At 69.7% G+C, this 15817-nt stretch carries 16 protein-coding genes; 10 read left to right on the forward strand and 6 right to left on the reverse strand.

Annotated features, from left to right (window positions below; all coding sequences use genetic code 11):
- Positions 1-39 precede the first annotated feature (39 nt).
- The 5 genes from rpsR (at position 40) to ACIHAD_RS35345 (ending at position 3496) form a co-directional block, all read left to right on the forward strand.
- A complete protein-coding gene (gene rpsR / locus ACIHAD_RS35325; protein WP_020543048.1) occupies positions 40-276 on the forward strand; it encodes a 30S ribosomal protein S18 in 237 nt (78 codons plus the stop codon).
- A 14-nt stretch (positions 277-290) separates the two neighbouring features.
- Positions 291-737 carry a 50S ribosomal protein L9 gene (gene rplI / locus ACIHAD_RS35330; RefSeq protein ID WP_397359065.1) on the forward strand — a complete coding sequence of 149 codons (447 nt, stop codon included), beginning with the start codon at positions 291-293 and terminating at the stop codon, positions 735-737.
- Positions 738-1029: 292 nt separating this feature from the next.
- Positions 1030-1899 carry an ABC transporter substrate-binding protein gene (locus ACIHAD_RS35335; protein WP_397359066.1) on the forward strand — a complete coding sequence of 290 codons (870 nt, stop codon included), beginning with the start codon at positions 1030-1032 and terminating at the stop codon, positions 1897-1899.
- Entirely contained in the window at positions 1896-2756 is an 861-nt protein-coding gene (locus ACIHAD_RS35340; protein WP_397359067.1) for an amino acid ABC transporter permease, read from the forward strand. Before ACIHAD_RS35335 ends, ACIHAD_RS35340 begins: the two co-directional genes overlap by 4 nt.
- On the forward strand, positions 2753-3496 hold the full coding sequence (locus tag ACIHAD_RS35345) for an amino acid ABC transporter ATP-binding protein (RefSeq protein WP_397359068.1): 744 nt from the start codon (positions 2753-2755) through the stop codon (positions 3494-3496). The genes ACIHAD_RS35340 and ACIHAD_RS35345 overlap by 4 nt, the downstream gene beginning before the upstream one ends.
- Here the strand turns inward: ACIHAD_RS35345 and ACIHAD_RS35350 are convergent.
- The gene (locus ACIHAD_RS35350; RefSeq protein WP_397359069.1) at positions 3493-4962 is read right to left on the reverse strand and encodes an APC family permease; all 1470 of its coding nucleotides are present in this window, start codon (positions 4960-4962) and stop codon (positions 3493-3495) included. The genes ACIHAD_RS35345 and ACIHAD_RS35350 overlap by 4 nt on opposite strands.
- 122 nt (positions 4963-5084) lie before the next feature.
- Positions 5085-6386: an MATE family efflux transporter gene (locus tag ACIHAD_RS35355; protein WP_397359070.1), complete on the reverse strand. Its 1302-nt coding sequence runs from the start codon at positions 6384-6386 to the stop codon at positions 5085-5087.
- A gap of 284 nt (positions 6387-6670) precedes the next feature.
- Between ACIHAD_RS35355 and dnaB the strand changes: the two genes are divergently transcribed.
- Positions 6671-9526, forward strand: a complete 2856-nt coding sequence (gene dnaB, locus ACIHAD_RS35360) for a replicative DNA helicase (protein ID WP_397359071.1) — start codon at positions 6671-6673, stop codon at positions 9524-9526.
- 103 nt (positions 9527-9629) lie between these two features.
- Positions 9630-10085 (forward strand): universal stress protein, encoded by a 456-nt coding sequence (locus ACIHAD_RS35365; RefSeq protein ID WP_397359072.1) that lies wholly within the window; start codon positions 9630-9632, stop codon positions 10083-10085.
- Here ACIHAD_RS35365 and soxR read toward each other — a convergent pair.
- Positions 10051-10557: a redox-sensitive transcriptional activator SoxR gene (gene soxR, locus ACIHAD_RS35370; protein WP_397359073.1), complete on the reverse strand. Its 507-nt coding sequence runs from the start codon at positions 10555-10557 to the stop codon at positions 10051-10053. The genes ACIHAD_RS35365 and soxR overlap by 35 nt on opposite strands.
- Positions 10558-10566: 9 nt before the next feature.
- The gene (locus ACIHAD_RS35375; protein ID WP_397359074.1) at positions 10567-10998 is read right to left on the reverse strand and encodes an Lrp/AsnC family transcriptional regulator; all 432 of its coding nucleotides are present in this window, start codon (positions 10996-10998) and stop codon (positions 10567-10569) included.
- Between the two features lie 56 nt (positions 10999-11054).
- On the opposite strand from ACIHAD_RS35375, the gene ACIHAD_RS35380 reads away from it, so the two are divergent.
- Entirely contained in the window at positions 11055-11966 is a 912-nt protein-coding gene (locus tag ACIHAD_RS35380; protein ID WP_397359075.1) for an SMP-30/gluconolactonase/LRE family protein, read from the forward strand.
- Positions 11967-11971: 5 nt separating this feature from the next.
- On the opposite strand, the gene ACIHAD_RS35385 is transcribed toward ACIHAD_RS35380, so the two are convergent.
- Both ACIHAD_RS35385 and ACIHAD_RS35390 read right to left on the reverse strand, forming a co-directional pair.
- On the reverse strand, positions 11972-12703 hold the full coding sequence (locus ACIHAD_RS35385) for an ABC transporter permease (RefSeq protein WP_397359076.1): 732 nt from the start codon (positions 12701-12703) through the stop codon (positions 11972-11974).
- Positions 12700-13605 (reverse strand): ABC transporter ATP-binding protein, encoded by a 906-nt coding sequence (locus ACIHAD_RS35390; protein ID WP_397359077.1) that lies wholly within the window; start codon positions 13603-13605, stop codon positions 12700-12702. Before ACIHAD_RS35390 ends, ACIHAD_RS35385 begins: the two co-directional genes overlap by 4 nt.
- A gap of 110 nt (positions 13606-13715) precedes the next feature.
- Between ACIHAD_RS35390 and ACIHAD_RS35395 the strand changes: the two genes are divergently transcribed.
- Positions 13716-15134: a sensor histidine kinase gene (locus ACIHAD_RS35395; protein WP_397359078.1), complete on the forward strand. Its 1419-nt coding sequence runs from the start codon at positions 13716-13718 to the stop codon at positions 15132-15134.
- Positions 15134-15787 carry a LuxR C-terminal-related transcriptional regulator gene (locus tag ACIHAD_RS35400; RefSeq protein WP_397359079.1) on the forward strand — a complete coding sequence of 218 codons (654 nt, stop codon included), beginning with the start codon at positions 15134-15136 and terminating at the stop codon, positions 15785-15787. Before ACIHAD_RS35395 ends, ACIHAD_RS35400 begins: the two co-directional genes overlap by 1 nt.
- Positions 15788-15817: the final 30 nt, after the last annotated feature.

A 15817-nucleotide genomic window follows, 5' to 3' on the forward strand; every position in this document is an offset into this window, starting at 1 on the left:
TTCCCGCCCGAAAGGCGGGGCTCTGAGAGGAGCACCACGATGGCTAAGCCGGCACTGCGCAAGCCCAAGAAGAAGGTTTGCCTGTTCTGCCACGACAAGATCTCATACGTCGACTACAAGGACACGGCGCTGCTGCGGAAGTTCATCTCCGACCGCGGCAAGATCCGTGCGCGCCGGGTGACGGGCAACTGCACCCAGCACCAGCGCGACGTGGCGACCGCGATCAAGAACGCCCGTGAGGTGGCTCTGCTGCCTTACACGAGCACCGCGCGCTAAGGAGGTCTGTCGACATGAAGCTCATCCTCACCAACGAGGTCTCCGGCCTCGGCGCCCCTGGCGACGTCGTCGAGGTCAAGGACGGCTACGGCCGTAACTACCTCATCCCGCGCGGCTACGCCATGCGCTGGACGCGTGGCGCCGAGCGCCAGATCGAGACCATCAAGAAGGCTCGCGACGCTCGCGAGATCCGCGACATCGGCACCGCCAAGGAGGTCGCCGGCCAGCTCGGCGCCCTGCGCGTGCGGCTGTCCACCCGCGCGGGCGACTCGGGCCGGCTGTTCGGCTCGATCACCACGGGCGACATCGCCGACGCCGTCAAGGCGGCCGGTGGCCCGATCCTCGACCGCCGTCGCATCGAGATCCGCAACCCGATCAAGAGCGTCGGGTCGCACAAGATCACCGTCAAGCTCCACCCCGAGGTGTCGGCGTCCGTCGACGTCGACGTCGTGGCCGGCTGACGAGCGCTGATCAGGCCCCTCTCCGCAAGGAGGGGGGCTTTTCGCGTGCCCGTGCCCGCCGTCCGTGGCCGGTGTCCCCCTTCCGGTCCTTACGGCTGCGCCTGGTTCGGCCACCCGCCGTACTCCGACTGAGGGCCTTCCAGGGGAACGGCCGCTGACCCTTCACCGGCGGGCCGCCGTGACGCGCGCCCACGCGTGACCGGCTGCCGTGGTGACCTGCGCACTTGGTTCCCGCGGTGGCCGCGTAGAATGCCTGCGTTCTTTGTGTGTGTTTCCCCCTGGAGGCTCTGCCATGGCCCGTTCCTCGATGCTGCTCGCGATCGGTGTGCTAGCGGTAGGGGCCGTCGCATGTGCCCCGGCGGACCAACCGGCCCCCGCGGCCACGGCGACCGGCTCCGCGGCGGCCGACACGTGCACCAAGGACCAGCTCAAGCTCGTCAACGGCGGCAAGCTGACCATCGGCACCGACAAGCCGGCCTACGAGCCGTGGTTCAAGGACGACGACCCGAGCAACGGCCAGGGGTTCGAGAGCGCGGTGGCGTTCGCGGTGGCCGGTGAGCTCGGCTTCGACCGGACCGAGGTGCAGTGGAGCACGGTCAAGTTCGACTCCGCGTTCGCGCCGGGGGCCAAGCAGTTCGACTTCGACGTCAACCAGGTCTCGATCAACCCCGACCGCGCCAAGGCGGTCGACTTCAGCAAGGGCTACTACACGGTCAAGCAGGCCGTCGTGGCGATCAAGGGCAGCAAGTTCGCCGAGGCCAAGAGCGTGGCCGAGCTCAAGGACGCCAAGTTCGGCGTCCAGGTGGGCACCACGTCGCTGGCCGGCGTCAAGGAGGTCATCAAGCCGTCCGCCGAGCCCAACGTGTACAACGACCAGGTCGACGCCGTGAACGCGCTGAAGAACAAGCAGGTGGACGCGATCGTCGTCGACGTGCCCACCGCGTTCTACGTGACGTCCGCCCAGGTGGAGAACTCCAAGATCGTCGGTCAGTTCAGCTCGACCGGCGGCACGCCGGAGGAGTTCGGGCTGGTCACGGAGAAGGGCAGCGCGCTCAAGCCCTGCCTGGACAAGGCCGTCGACTCCCTGAAGTCGAGGGGCGATCTGGCGAAGATCGAGCAGGAGTGGCTGGGCTCGGCGGCCGGCGCGCCCGAGTTGTCGTGAGCCCGACAGACAAGCCCGTGGGCGAGCACGTCCCCTCGCAGCGGCAGCTTGAGCGCGAGCGCGTCCGCAGGTCGCGGGCGCGCCGCTCGGGCTCGATCGCCACGGCCTCGACGATCGTCTTCATCGTCCTGGCCGGCGTCCTGGTCACGAACTCGCCCGGCTGGCCCCGGGTCCAGGAGGCGTTCTTCGCGCCCGAGTGGTTCGTCAAGGCGCTGCCCCACGTGCTGGACGGGTTCCTGCTCAACATCAAGATGTTCCTGATCGCCGAGCCGCTGATCCTGATCGTCGGGCTGCTGGTGGCGCTGGCCAGGGGCATCACCGCGCCCGCGTTCTTCCCGATCAGGGCCCTGGCCACGCTCTACACCGACGTCTTCCGCGGCGTGCCGACGATCCTGGTCATCTACCTCGTCGGGTTCGGGCTGCCGGCGCTGCGGTTGCAGGGCATCCCCACGGACCTGGCCACGCTGGGCGTGATCGGGCTGACGCTGTCGTACGGCGCGTACGTGGCCGAGGTGTTCCGCTCCGGCATCGAGTCGGTGCACCCGAGCCAGGTCGCGGCCGCCCGCTCGCTGGGCCTGAGCCACGTCAAGACCATGCGGTTCGTCGTGCTCCCGCAGGCCACCCGCCGGGTCGTGCCGCCGCTGCTCAACGACTTCGTCTCGCTGCAGAAGGACACCGCGCTGGTGGCCACCATCGGGCCGCTGGAGGCGCTCAGGCAGGCCCAGATCATCGCCTCCAGCAAGTTCAACTACACCCCCTACCTGGTGGCCTCGCTGCTGTTCATCCTGCTCACGATCCCGATGGCCAGGCTCACCGACCACCTGGCCGCCCGTACGCGCAGGAGGCGTGGCGCATGAGCCTGCTGACCATCGAAGGGGTGTGGAAGAACTTCCACGGTCACAGCGTGCTGCGCGGCATCGACCTGGAGGTGCGCCCGCACGAGGTCGTCAGCCTGATCGGCGCGTCCGGTTCGGGCAAGTCCACCCTCCTGCGCTGCGTGAACCTGCTGGAGACCGTGGACGACGGCGCCATCCACCTCGACGGCCAGGAGATCACCGATCCCCGCGTGGATGTCGACGACGTGCGCAAGCGGCTCGGCATCGTGTTCCAGGCGTTCAACCTGTTCCCGCACATGAGCGTGCTCGACAACGTCACGCTCGCGCCCCGTCAGGTGCTCAAGACGCCCAGGAAGCAGGCCGAGGAGGAGGCGCGTGAGCTGCTGGCCAGGTTCGGGCTGGCGGCCAAGGCCGGCGCGTACCCCGACCAGCTCTCGGGCGGTCAGCAGCAGCGGGTGGCGGTCATCAGGGCGCTGGCCATGCAGCCCAGGCTGATGCTGCTCGACGAGGTCACCTCGGCGCTCGACCCCGAGCTGGTGGTGGAGGTGCTGGGCATCGTCAGGGAGCTCAAGGAGTCGGGGATGACCATGATCCTCACGACCCACGAGATGAGCTTCTGCCGCGACATCTCCGACACCGTGTGCTTCCTCGACGGCGGGGTGCTGGTGGAGAAGGGCCCGCCGGAGAAGATCTTCGCCTCGCCGGAGCAGCCCCGGACCAGGGAGTTCCTGCGCAGCGTGCTCGAATCCGGACGGTTCTAGCGGCGGTGGCGGCCCCGGCCGGGTTCGGCCGGGGCGTCGCGCGGGGCGGCGAGCAGGCTGTGGCGGCGGCCGTACAGCAAATAGACCAGCAGCCCGAAGGCCATCCACAGGACGAACCACGCCCAGGTGAGCACGCGCAGGTTGAGCATCAGCCAGAGCGTGGCGACCAGCGAGAGCGCGGGCAGCAGCGGCGAGAGCGGCACGCGGAAGCCGCGCTCCAGGTGCGGCATGCGCCGCCGCATCACGATCACCCCCGCCGCCACGAACAGGAACGCGAACAGCGTCCCGATCACCACCAGCTCCTGCATGGTGAGCACCGGCACGAACTCGGCCAGCACGATCGCGATGACCCCGATCACCAGCGTCACCCGCGACGGCGTGTGGTACCTGCGGCTGACCGTGGCCAGCCCGCGCGGGATCAGTCCGTCGCGGGCCATCGAGAACAGCACCCGTGTCTGCCCCACGATCAGCACCAGGATCACGGTCGTCAGCCCGAGCACCGCCCCCGCGTCGATGACGTGCACCATCCAGTCCACGCCCACGGCCCGGAACGCGCTCGACAGCGGCGCGTTCCCGCTGATCCTCGTGTACGAGACCATGCCCACCATGACCAGCGCGACCGCGAGGTAGATGACCGTGGCGATCACCAGACTGCGGATCATGCTCTTGGGCACGGCCTTCGGCGCGTTGACGCTCTCCTCGGCCGAGGTCGCGACGATGTCGAAGCCGATGTAGGCGAACGCGATCGCCGAGGCCGCCGCGAAGATGCCGAACCAGCCGAAGGCCATGCCGTGCCCGGTGAAGAGCTCCATGACGGTCTGCGGACGTACGGGCAGGGCCTTGGGCTCGACGTAGAAGTCGCCGTAGTTGGCCACGTCGATGTGGGCCAGGCCCACGACGATGACCGCCCCGATGGCCAGCAGCTTGGCCGACACCATGATCCACAGAGCCCGCAGCCCGACCCGCGCGCCGAGGGCCACGATGCCCGTGAGCAGCACCAGGATGACCAGGACGAGCACGTCGTCCACGGATTGCGGCACCCGTAGGCCGAAGTCGGCGACCGCCTTGACCGCGATGGACGCCCACGCCCTGGCCACCACCGCGGCGGCGAACTGCAGCTCCAGGATCAGCGCCCAGCCGATGATCCACGCCCAGACCTCGCCGAAGATGACGTACGTGAAGGTGTAGGCGCTGCCCGAGGTCGGCATCGTGGACGACAGCTCGGCGTAGCACAGGCACGCCAGCAGGCACGCGATGCCGGCGATCATGAACGAGAGGATCACGCCGGGCCCGGCCGTGGTGTGGGCCTGCTCGCCGGCGACGCTGAAGATGCCGGCGCCGATGATCACTCCGAGCCCGAGCACCACGAGGTCGGCCGGGCGGTAGACCTCGGACAGGCTGTGGCGGGCGCCGGTGCGTAACCCGGTCGCCTCTGACGGTGGCAGTCGTCGCAGAATCGTGGACACGGAACACCCCGCTCAGGGAACTCGCCCATGCTGTCTCACCACTTGGACAACGGCAAGCACGAGACGATTACGGTGGCCCGTATCCCAGTCGTCCGGAGGGGGAACCCGGCAGGTCGGATCGGCTACGCGCCGGTCACCAGCCATGCCGTGCCGGCCGCGCGCCGCGTGAGGGTGATCAGCCGGGCGATCATCCACACCCCGAGCGCGCACCAGAGCGCGACCACGCCGAACTCGGCGGCCAGGAACGCCGCGGGCAGGTAAGCCAGCGTCGTCCACACCCCGGCCCAGGCCAGGTAACGCTGGTCGCCCGCGCCGATCAGCACGCCGTCGAGCACGAACACCACCCCGCAGATCGGCTGGAACAGCGCGACCGGCCACAACACGGCCAGGAGCTCGCCGGTCACGGCCGGGTCGGCGCCGAACAGGCCGGGCAGCAGCGGCCTGGCCGCCAGGACCGCCACGCCGAGCGCCAGGCCCGACCACAGGCCCCACTGCATCATCCGTCTGGTCGCGGCCCTGGCGGCGACCGTGTCCCCGGCGCCGAGCGAGCGTCCGGTGATGGCCTGGCCGGCGATCGCGATCGCGTCGAGGGCGAAGGCCGTCAGGTTCCACACCTGGCCGGCGATGGCGTACGCGGCCAGTTCGGCCTGGCCCATCCTGGTGGCGACCACCGTGCCCACGATCAGCACGATCCGCAGGCACACCGTACGGATGAGCAGGGCGAAACCGGCCGTACCGGCCTGCCGGACGCCCGCGAGGTCGGGCGTGAGCGGCGTGCCGAGCCGCCGGGCGCCCCTGACCACCACGACCAGGTAGACGGCGGCTCCCAGCGTCTGGGCCAGCGTGGTGCCCCAGGCCGACCCGGCGATGCCCCAATGCAGCCCGAGCACGAACCAGGCGTTCAGCGCCGCGTTGAGCGCGAACGAGCCCACGGCCACCACCAGCGGCGTGACCGTGTCCTGCAGGCCGCGCAGCACCCCGGTGCCCGCCAGCACGACCAGCATGCCGGGCGCGCCGAGCAGGCTGATCCGCAGGTACGTCACGGCCAGCGCGGCCTGGTCGGGACCGGCTCCGAACAGGTCGACCATGGCCGGCGCGAGCGGCCAGCCCAGGGCGATGAGCACGACGCCGATGGACAGGGCGAGCCAGATGCCGTCCACGCCGTTGCGCATGGCCCGCGTGTGGTTGCCGGCGCCGCTCTGCCGCGCCACGGACGCCGTCGTGCCGTACGCCAGGAAGACGCAGAGGTTCACCAGCGTCGCCAGGACCGCCCCCGCCACGCCCAGGGCCCCCACGGCCGTGGTGCCGAGGCCGTGCCCGACGATGGCGTAGTCGGCGAGGAGGAAGAGCGGCTCGGCGACCAGCGCGCCGAACGCGGGCAGCGCGAGCCGCAGAATCTCCCGGTCTCGGGGTGTAATGGGCATTTGTCTATTATGGCCATTACACGGCGTGTCGAGCCAACTTTCTTTCCTCCACAGCCGGTGGACACTGTTTGCCCAGGTCAGGGGTCGATCGGTGGATATCCGAAAGAGTTATCCCCAGGCTCGTCCACAGAGCTTTCACACCCTGGGCGCGCTAGTGCACAGCTCACCCACAGCGTTGTCCACAGGCCGCGTTGCCCTCGCGCGCCGAACCAGCGAAACTGTCACACCGGTCGACTACAAGTGGGGGTGGTGCGACCGCCTGCAAGGTTGTTCGAGGGGGCGCGGTGAGCATTGACGAAGAGGGCGGCGGAGGCCCCGGTTTCGAGCGCACCCCGCCGCACAACATCGACGCGGAGCAGTCGGTGCTCGGCGGCATGCTGCTGTCGAAGGACGCCATCGCCGACGTCGTGGAGATCCTGCGGTCCGACGACTTCTACCGGCCCGCCCACCAGATGGTCTACGAGGTCATCACCGACCTCTACGGCCGCGGCGAGCCCGCCGACGCCGTCACCGTCTTCGACGAGCTGCAGAAGCGCGGCGAGATGGCCCGGGTGGGCGGCGCCGCCTACCTCCACACGCTCACGGCGGTCGTCCCCACGGCCGCCAACGCCGGCTACTACGCCAAGATCGTGCGCGAGCAGGCGATCCTGCGCCGCCTCATCGAGGCCGGCACCCGCATCGTCTCCTTCGGCTACGGCGGCCAGAACGAGGAGGTCGACGACCTCGTCGACCGCGCCCAGGCGGAGATCTACAAGGTCACCGAACGCCGCACGTCGGAAGACTACGCGCCGCTGGCCGACATCATGCCGGGCGCCCTCGACGAGCTGGAGGCCATCGGCAGCCGCGGCGGCCAGATGGTCGGCGTCCCGACCGGCTTCCAGGACCTCGACCAGCTCACCAACGGCCTCCACCCGGGCCAGATGATCGTCGTGGCCGCCCGCCCGGCCATCGGCAAGGCGCTGGCCCTGGACACCGCGCTGCCCACGCCGACCGGCTGGACGACGATGGGGGAGGTCGAGGTCGGCGATGAGCTGATCGGAGCCGACGGCAAGCCGACCCGGGTGGTCGCGGCGACCGACGTGATGTACGACAGGCCGTGCTACGAGGTGGAGTTCAGTGACGGCACGGTGATCGTCGCGGACGCCCAGCACCAGTGGCGTACGTCCACGCGCGCGGCCAGGAGAGCGGGCAGGACGCTGCCGTCCCTCCACTGGACGGCAACGGCGGTCCGGCGGGTCGAAGAGGCCCGCGACGCGGCGTCCGAACATCCGGACAGGCTGGTGACGCGTCGCGAGGCCCTTGAGGCTGTGGGGGAGGAGTTCCGTAACCTCCTCCACACCGGCCAAGGGCAGGTGGGCCCTGCGGGTAAGGTCCCCACCGCCGTCGGCGGCCCCATGAGGAGCTACTCCTGGCATGCCCCCGCCTACCGGGCGGCCGACCTCTACAGCGCTCTGTACACGCGGGTCACCACACCGAGGAACGCCGTCACAACCGCGGAACACCGGCATGTCGTGACGACGGAGGAGATCGCGGCCACCCTTCGCTGCGCGACGGCCGACGGGCGGCCCAACCACGCGGTGGCGGTGGCGGCGCCTTTCGCGCTGGAGGAGCGGGAGCTCCCGCTGTCCCCGTACGTGCTCGGCGTGTGGCTGGGCGACGGCCACAGCGCGGGTGCGCGGTTCTCGACCGTCGACCCGGAGATCATCGAGAACATCGAGGCCGAGGGCGTCCGCGTCACCCGAGAGGGCTCGTCGATCTCCTACCAGATGACCCTTCCGGAGCCGGCGCCGTCGTCCCGGCGTACGTGCGTGGTGTGCGGCGCCGGGTTCGTCCCCAAGACCTCGCAGGTCCGCACCTGTGGACGGAGCTGCGGGGCGAAGGCCCGTTCGGTCTCCGCGCCGGTGGCCGCGCCCACGTGTCCCGACTGCGGCGGCCGCTCAAGCGGGCTGCGGCGGTGTCAGGCATGCCACCTCGAACACGGCACCGTCCAGGGCCTCCTTCGTACTCTGGGCGTTCTCGGTGACAAGCACATCCCGGTGAGCTACCTGCGGGCCTCTGAGAGGCAGCGGCGAGCCCTGCTGGCCGGGCTGCTCGACTCCGACGGCCATGTCAGCGCCGCGGGGCAGATCCAGTTCGCCGTCACCAGCCGCAGACTCGCCGCCGATGTGCACGAGCTGGTGCTGAGCCTCGGCTACAGGGCAACCATGCGTACCAAGCCGGTCAGAGGCAGGTCCGAGGAGAGCTCGACCTGCTACATGATCAATTTCACGACCTCCGACAAGCTCTTCCGGCTGCCGAGGAAGGCGGCCAGGCAGGCCGATGCCACGCATCCCAAGACTCTGGTCCGTGACATCGTCGATGTGCGGAAGATCGAGAGTCGTCCGGTGCGCTGCGTCGAGGTCGACAACGCGGATCACATGTACCTGGCGGGCCGGGCCTGCATTCCCACACACAACAGCACGTTGGGTCTGGATTTCGCACGTTCTGCGGCGATCAAGCATGGGATGACCACTGTCATCTTCTCGCTGGAGATGTCCCGCAACGAGATCACCATGCGTCTGCTGTCGGCCGAGGCCAGGGTCGCCCTGCACGCGATGCGCTCGGGCATGATGGGCGACGACGACTGGACCCGCCTCGCGCGCAGGATGAGCGAGGTGGCCGAGGCGCCGCTGTTCATCGACGACTCTCCCAACATGTCCATGATGGAGATCCGGGCCAAGTGCCGGCGGCTCAAACAACGCAACGACCTGCGGTTCGTGGTCATCGACTACCTCCAGCTCATGAGCTCGCCGAAGAAGACCGAGAGCCGCCAGAACGAGGTCTCGGAGATCTCCCGTGCGATCAAGCTGCTGGCCAAGGAGCTTGAGGTGCCGGTCATCGCCATCTCCCAGCTCAACCGAGGGCCCGAGCAGCGTACGGACAAACGCCCCGCGGTCAGCGACCTTCGCGAATCGGGATCTATCGAGCAGGACGCCGACATGGTCATCCTGTTGCACCGCGAGGACGCGTACGAGCGGGAGTCCCCCCGGGCCGGTGAGGCCGACCTGATCGTGGCCAAGCACCGAAACGGCCCCACCGCCACGGTGACCGTGGCCTTCCAGGGCCACTACAGCCGCTTCGTGGACATGGCCCAGCATTAGCCCCAAGCGACGGTCAAGGTGTGACAAACCAGACAGCTTGGACGGGATGGCGATCGATCATCAGGGCGCTTTACCCGATGACTGAAGCAAAGGGGAGAACGCCATGACCATCCTGATCGCCTACGACGGCTCGGCAGACTCGCGCAGCGCCATCGAGTTCGCCGCCAAGCACCTGGCCGCCCAGCCGACCATCGTCGTCACCGTGTGGGAGCCACTGCTCGTGCAGCTCAGGAAGTACCCGCTGGCGGCGGGGGCGATCTCCCCGGAGACCGAGACCGAGGCGCAGGGCCAGGCCGAGTACTACGCCAAGGAGGGCGCCGAGCTGGCTGTCGCCGCCGGGCTGCCCGAGGTGACCTACCGCGCGGTCGCCGACAACGAGTCCATCTGGAGGACGATCGTCGACGTGGCCGACGAGGTCGACGCCGCGCTCATCGTGACCGGTTCGCGGGGCCTGGCGGGGGTCAGGTCGGTGCTGCTCGGCAGCGTGTCCAACCATGTGCTGCACCACGCCCGCCGGCCCACGCTCATCGTGCCGCCGGTTGCGCAGCCGAAGGCGTGACGCAGCAGAACGTGGGCGGGGAGAGCTGGGTGTCCATGCGACGGGCGCCCGGTCCCTCGTCGCCGAGCCGGTCGCGGGGGTTGGCCACCGGGCACCGGTCGAGCGACAGGCAGCCGCAGCCGATGCAGTCGGTCAGGTCGTCGCGCAGCCGCTGAAGCTGCTCGATTCGGTCGTCCAGCTCGCCGCGCCAGGCGGCCGACAGCCTGGCCCAGTCCTCCCGGTTGGGGGTACGCCCGTCGGGCAGCTCGGACAGCGCGTCCTTGATGGTCGCGAGGGGGATGCCGAGCCGTTGCGAGAGCCGGATGAAGGCGACCCTGCGCAGGGTGTCGCGGTGGTAGCGGCGCTGGTTGCCGGCGGTGCGGCGGCTGGCGATGAGGCCCTTGGTCTCGTAGAAGTGCAGCGCTGATACGGCCACGCCGCTGCGTTCGGCGAGTTGTCCGACCGTCAGTTCTTTGCTGTTCCAGGAGATCATACCTGAAGCTTACTTGAGGGTTCGCTCGAAGAACGTCTCCAGCACGACGACCGTCTGGGTGCCGGTCACCCCGTTCACCTCGAAGATCTGGCGCAGGACGTCCTGGAGCTCCTTGGTGCTGGACGTGCGCACCTTGAGCAGCAGCGACGCGGGCCCCGCGATGACGTGGGCCTCCTCAACGGCGGGGATCGCGGCCAGTGGGCCGGCGCTGTCGCCCATCCAGGTCGCGCCGTCCACCATGACGTAGGCGGTCACCGTGCGGCCCAGGGCGTCCTGGTCCACCTCGATCGTCGTCCGCCTGATCACGCCGCGCTCGCGCAGCTTCCGTACGCGTTCGTGCGCGGCCCCGCTGGACAGCCCCACCGCCTTGCCGAGTGCCGCGTACGACTGCGTCGCGTCCTCCAGCAGCAGGCCGACCAATGTCCTGTCGATCTCGTCCATTACCGAATACTATACGGCCAAATATCGTGATGACCGAATGCCGTATGGTGGGCGTCATGGACACGATCCCCACCGAGTTCGAAGCCCTCGACGAGCGTTTCGCCGCGATCGGCGGCGACGACCGGATCGAACGCCTCCACACGGGCACCCGATGGGCAGAGGGCCCGGTCTACTTCCCGGCCGGCCGCTTCCTGGTCTGGAGCGACATCCCCAACGAGCGCATGCTCCGCTGGGACGAGACGACCGGCGCCGTCGGCCCGTTCCGGCAGCCGTCCGGCTACACCAACGGCAACACCATCGACCGGGAGGGCCGGCTGATCTCCTGCGAGCAGGGCAACCGCCGCGTCACCCGCACCGAGCACGACGGCTCGATCACCGTCATCGCCGACCGCTGGCGGGGCAAGCGCCTCAACAGCCCCAACGACGCCGTCGTGCGCTCCGACGGCTCGGTCTGGTTCACCGACCCCCCGTACGGCATCACCAGCAACTACGAGGGCGTCGTGGCCGAGCAGGAGATCGACGGCTGCCACGTCTACCGCGCCGACCCGGTGACCGGCGAGGTGCGCAGGGTGGCCGGCGACTTCGTCCGTCCCAACGGCCTGGCCTTCTCCCTCGACGAGAAACTCCTGTACGTAGCCGACACCCGGGCCAGACACCTGCGCGTCTTCGAGGTCGGCGAGGACGGCACACTGTCGGGCGGCGAGGTCTTCGCCGAGGGCACCGAGGCCGACAACTTCGACGGACTGCGCCTCGACGACACCGGTCGCGTCTGGGCCGCGGCGGGCAAGGCGCTGCTCTGCCACGACCCCGACGGCACCCTGATCGGCCGGCTCAAGCTGCCGGAGTTCACGGCGAACCTGGTGTTCGGCGGCCCGAAGAGGAACCGGCTGTTCATCGCCGCCTCCTCTTCGCTCTACTCCCTGATGACCAACGTCACCGGCGCCCGCCCGGTCTGGGCCCGACGCTGACGTCCCTACTCCCACCGGAACAGCCGCACGGCCAGGCCCCCGAACACCACCAGCCCCGCGGCCATCACCACCAGGTGCAGGAGCTGGGGGCTCTGCCCCGCCCAGGTGTCCTTGAGCGCCTGGGCGAAGGGCCCGGCCACGGAGAAGTCGCTGACCTTGCGCAGCGCGTCCGGCATCATCTCGCGCGGCAGCCACATGCCCCCGACGAACATCAGCGGGAACATCACCGCCGACCCGATCCCCGAGGCCGCCTTCCCGTTGGGCGCCAGCGCCGCGATCACCAGGCCGATGGCCATCAGCGCGGCCGTGCCGAGCAGGAAGACCAGCACGAACCCGAGCCACTGCCTGGGCGCCGACGCCCCGAACGCCGCCATCCCGGCCACGATCAGCACGACCGTGGACACGGCCCCGACGGTCAGGTTGACCAGGAGCTGGACGGTCAGCAGCCGTCCCGGATGCACCGGCGTGGTGGACATGCGCCTGAGCACGCCCTGCTCCCGGTAGCCGGCCAGCACGGTGGGCAGCACGCTGCAGGCCAGCGTCAACAGCGCGAGCAGGGTCATCATGGCCGGCATGTGCGCGTCCACCGACCGCAGCCCGGAGGCGTCGGGCTTGGTCATGTCCGGCACGCTGAGCCCCAGCACCAGCAGCAGGCCGACCGGCAACCCGATGGTGAAGATCATGAACGGCCAGTCGCGCAGGTGCAGCTTGGCCTCCATGAGCAGGATCTTCGTCATGACAACTTCCTTCCGGTGAGCGCGAGGAACGCGTCGTCCAGGGTCGCCTGCTCGATGCGCAGGTCGGCGGGGATGATCTGGTGCTGGGCCAGGGCCAGCGTGACCACGTGGGCGAGGTTGCCGGTGCCGGACACCGAGACCTGCCCGCCGTGCCTGACGACCTCGCGCACCTCGGGCAGCGCCAGCAGCACGGCGTCGTCCAGCGGGCCCGACGGGCGGAACCGTACGTGCTGCTCGGCCCCCACCTGGGCGATCAGTCCCGTGGGCGTGTCGGTGGCCACCACCTTGCCCGCGTCGATGAGCGCGAGCCGGTCGCAGAGCCGCTCGGCCTCCTCCATGAAGTGCGTGACCAGCACGATCGTCACGCCCGAGTCGCGTACCTGCTCGATCAGCTCCCAGGTGTCCCTGCGGGCCTGCGGGTCGAGGCCGGTGGTCAGCTCGTCGAGCACCGCCACGCGCGGCCGGCCCACCAGCGCCAGCGCGACCGACAGCCGCTGCCGCTGGCCGCCGGACAGGTTCTTGAACGCGGCGTCGCGCTTGTCCGCGAGTCCGACGTGTTCGAGCAGTTCGTTCCAGTCGGCGGGGTCGGGATAGAAGGAGGCGTACAGGTCCATGGCCTCCCACACCTTGATCTTCTCCGGCAGGGCGGCGCTCTGGAGTTGCATGCCGAGCACCTGGCGCAGCTCGTCCCGGTCGCGTCGCGGGTCCAGGCCCGCCACGCGGACGGTGCCGCCGTCCACCGCGCGCATGCCCGCCACGCACTCCACGGTCGTGGTCTTGCCGGCGCCGTTGGGGCCGAGGATGCCGAAGATCTCGCCCTCGGCGACCTCGAAAGACACGTCGTCCACCGCGAGGTGGTTCGGATACTGCTTGCGCAGGTTCCGCACTTCGATCACCTTCATGGCATCGACGCTAGAAGTCCGGGGTTTTCCGCGGAATCTCGGTAGATGCCGAGCAAGGGTGTATCTAGGTGCAATGTCCCCACTGGCGATGGTGGCGCAGACTGGGGAGCATGCTTCAGAGGTTCGGGCAGGTCGCGGTCTTGTTCGCGCTGCTGCTGGTCGAGGTGGCGCTGATCCCGGTGGCCGGCGCCATGATCACCTTGTCGTTCGCGCTGGGGATGGTCTTCTTCTTCCCGTGGCAGGCCAGGATGGTCAGGCGGGCGGCCCAGCAGCACCGCCGTCTGCTGCGCGCGTGGACCGGCGTCGAGATCGAGCCGCCCTACCTCCCCGAGCCACCGCCGCCGGTCCCCATGGCCGACGGCCTCTACCGCGTCGACCGGACGCTGTACAAGTCGCCGCGCATGCCGGCCTGGAACGACCGGTTCAAGTGGCTGCTCACCGACCCGGCGACCTGGCGGGACACGCTCTGGCTGGTGCTCGACCCGATCGTCAAGATCGGCCTGCTGCCGCTGTTCGTCCTGCTCCCGGCGCGTGGCCTGCGTCTGTACGCCCTCATGGTCCGCCTCCTGCTCGGCGCCACCTCCGCCAGCCGCCTGGCCTTCCAGATCACCCACCTCAGGCAGGTACGCAACCTCGCCGCCGACTCCCAGGCCGCCGAGATGCGCAGGATCGAACGCGACCTGCACGACGGCACCCAAGCCCGGCTGGTGGCCATCGGCATGACACTGGGCGCGGTCGAGCAGCTCATCGACGACAACCCGGCCGCCGCCAAGGCCCTGCTGGCCAAGACCAGGGACGCCTCGGCCGAGACCCTGACCGAGCTGCGTACCGTCATCCGCGGCATCCACCCGCCGGTGCTGGCCGAGCGCGGCCTGGCCGACGCCGTACGCGCCCTGGCCATGGACAGCCCGCTGCGCGTCCACGTGGACGTCGAGCTGCCCCACCGCCTGGAACCCCCGGTGGAGGCGGCGACCTACTTCGCGATCAGCGAGCTGCTCGCCAACGCCGCCCGGCACAGCGGGGCCGAGTCGGCGGCCATCGACATCAGCGTCAACGGCGCGGCCCTGCGCGTCACCGTCCGCGACGACGGCATGGGCGGCGCCGACCCGGCCCAGGGCAGCGGCCTGACCGGCATCGAACGCCGCCTGGCCGCCTTCGACGGCGTGCTGGCCCTGCACAGCCCGCCCGGCGGCCCCACCGTCGTCACCCTGGACATCCCGCACGTGCTCCCCGACCAGGCCCAGCAGGCCAAGCTGCCCCCCAAGAAGGCCGCCACGATAGCCGTCCTGTACGCCACGGCCTGGTGCCCGCTGTTCCCCCAGGGCCTCGTCACGGCCGTCTTCAAGGCGGCCCACACCGACGATCGGAGCTGGTTCCTCGCCCTCTACCTGCCCGAACCCCTGCAATGGCCCGTGATCGTGTTCAACGTCACTCTCGGGACCATCATGTACATTGCGGCCATGCGCATCCGGCTCGTCCACAACAGAAGCCTCGTACTCGGCCGTGGCGGCGGTCTGGGGTCCTGCTGATGAAGCGGGTGCTGGTCGCCGAAGACCTCTACCTGCTCAGAGACGGCCTGGTCCACCTGCTGCAGGCGCACGGCTTCACGGTCGTCGCCGCGGTCGAGAGCGGCCCCGAGCTACTGAAGGCCCTGCTGGAGCTGCGTCCCGACGTCTCGGTCGTCGACGTACGGCTGCCGCCCACGTTCACCGACGAGGGCCTTCAGGCCGCGCTGACCGCCCGCGCGCAGGTGCCGGGGCTGCCCGTCCTCGTCCTGTCGCAGCACGTCGAGCAGCTCTACGCCCGCGAACTGCTGGCCGACGGCTCGGGCGGCATCGGCTACCTGCTGAAGGACCGGGTGTTCAACGCGGAGCAGTTCGTCGACGCCGTGCGCAGGGTGGCCGAGGGCGGCACCGCGATGGACCCCGAGGTGATCGCCAAGCTGCTGGCCAGCAACGCCAGGAACGAGCCGCTGGCCGCGCTCACGCCCCGCGAGCGCGAGGTGCTGGAGGCCATGGCCGAGGGCCGGTCCAACGCCGCGATCTCCCAGCGGCTCTTCCTGAGCGAGAGCGCCGTCGCCAAGCACACGGCCGGCATCTTCGCCAAGCTCGGCCTGGCCCCCTCCGACGACGACAACCGCCGCGTCCTGGCCGTGCTCGCCTACCTGAACAGCCGCGTCTGACGCCTTTCCGTCCCCACCAGGCTCATCGTT

This window comes from Nonomuraea sp. NPDC052265 (assembly GCF_044547985.1).
Classification (GTDB): Bacteria; Actinomycetota; Actinomycetes; order Streptosporangiales; family Streptosporangiaceae; genus Nonomuraea.

Coding starts and splice junctions, on each gene's coding strand:
- rpsR (WP_020543048.1), top strand. CDS start 40: ATGGCTAAGCCGGCACTGCGCAAGCCCAAGAAGAAGGTTTGCCTGTTC.
- ACIHAD_RS35375 (WP_397359074.1), bottom strand. CDS start 10,998: ATGGACGAGATCGACAGGACATTGGTCGGCCTGCTGCTGGAGGACGCG.
- ACIHAD_RS35380 (WP_397359075.1), top strand. CDS start 11,055: ATGGACACGATCCCCACCGAGTTCGAAGCCCTCGACGAGCGTTTCGCC.
- ACIHAD_RS35355 (WP_397359070.1), bottom strand. CDS start 6,386: ATGCCCATTACACCCCGAGACCGGGAGATTCTGCGGCTCGCGCTGCCC.
- ACIHAD_RS35395 (WP_397359078.1), top strand. CDS start 13,716: ATGCTTCAGAGGTTCGGGCAGGTCGCGGTCTTGTTCGCGCTGCTGCTG.
- ACIHAD_RS35390 (WP_397359077.1), bottom strand. CDS start 13,605: ATGAAGGTGATCGAAGTGCGGAACCTGCGCAAGCAGTATCCGAACCAC.
- ACIHAD_RS35365 (WP_397359072.1), top strand. CDS start 9,630: ATGACCATCCTGATCGCCTACGACGGCTCGGCAGACTCGCGCAGCGCC.
- rplI (WP_397359065.1), top strand. CDS start 291: ATGAAGCTCATCCTCACCAACGAGGTCTCCGGCCTCGGCGCCCCTGGC.
- ACIHAD_RS35385 (WP_397359076.1), bottom strand. CDS start 12,703: ATGACGAAGATCCTGCTCATGGAGGCCAAGCTGCACCTGCGCGACTGG.
- ACIHAD_RS35335 (WP_397359066.1), top strand. CDS start 1,030: ATGGCCCGTTCCTCGATGCTGCTCGCGATCGGTGTGCTAGCGGTAGGG.
- ACIHAD_RS35345 (WP_397359068.1), top strand. CDS start 2,753: ATGAGCCTGCTGACCATCGAAGGGGTGTGGAAGAACTTCCACGGTCAC.
- ACIHAD_RS35400 (WP_397359079.1), top strand. CDS start 15,134: ATGAAGCGGGTGCTGGTCGCCGAAGACCTCTACCTGCTCAGAGACGGC.
- soxR (WP_397359073.1), bottom strand. CDS start 10,557: ATGATCTCCTGGAACAGCAAAGAACTGACGGTCGGACAACTCGCCGAA.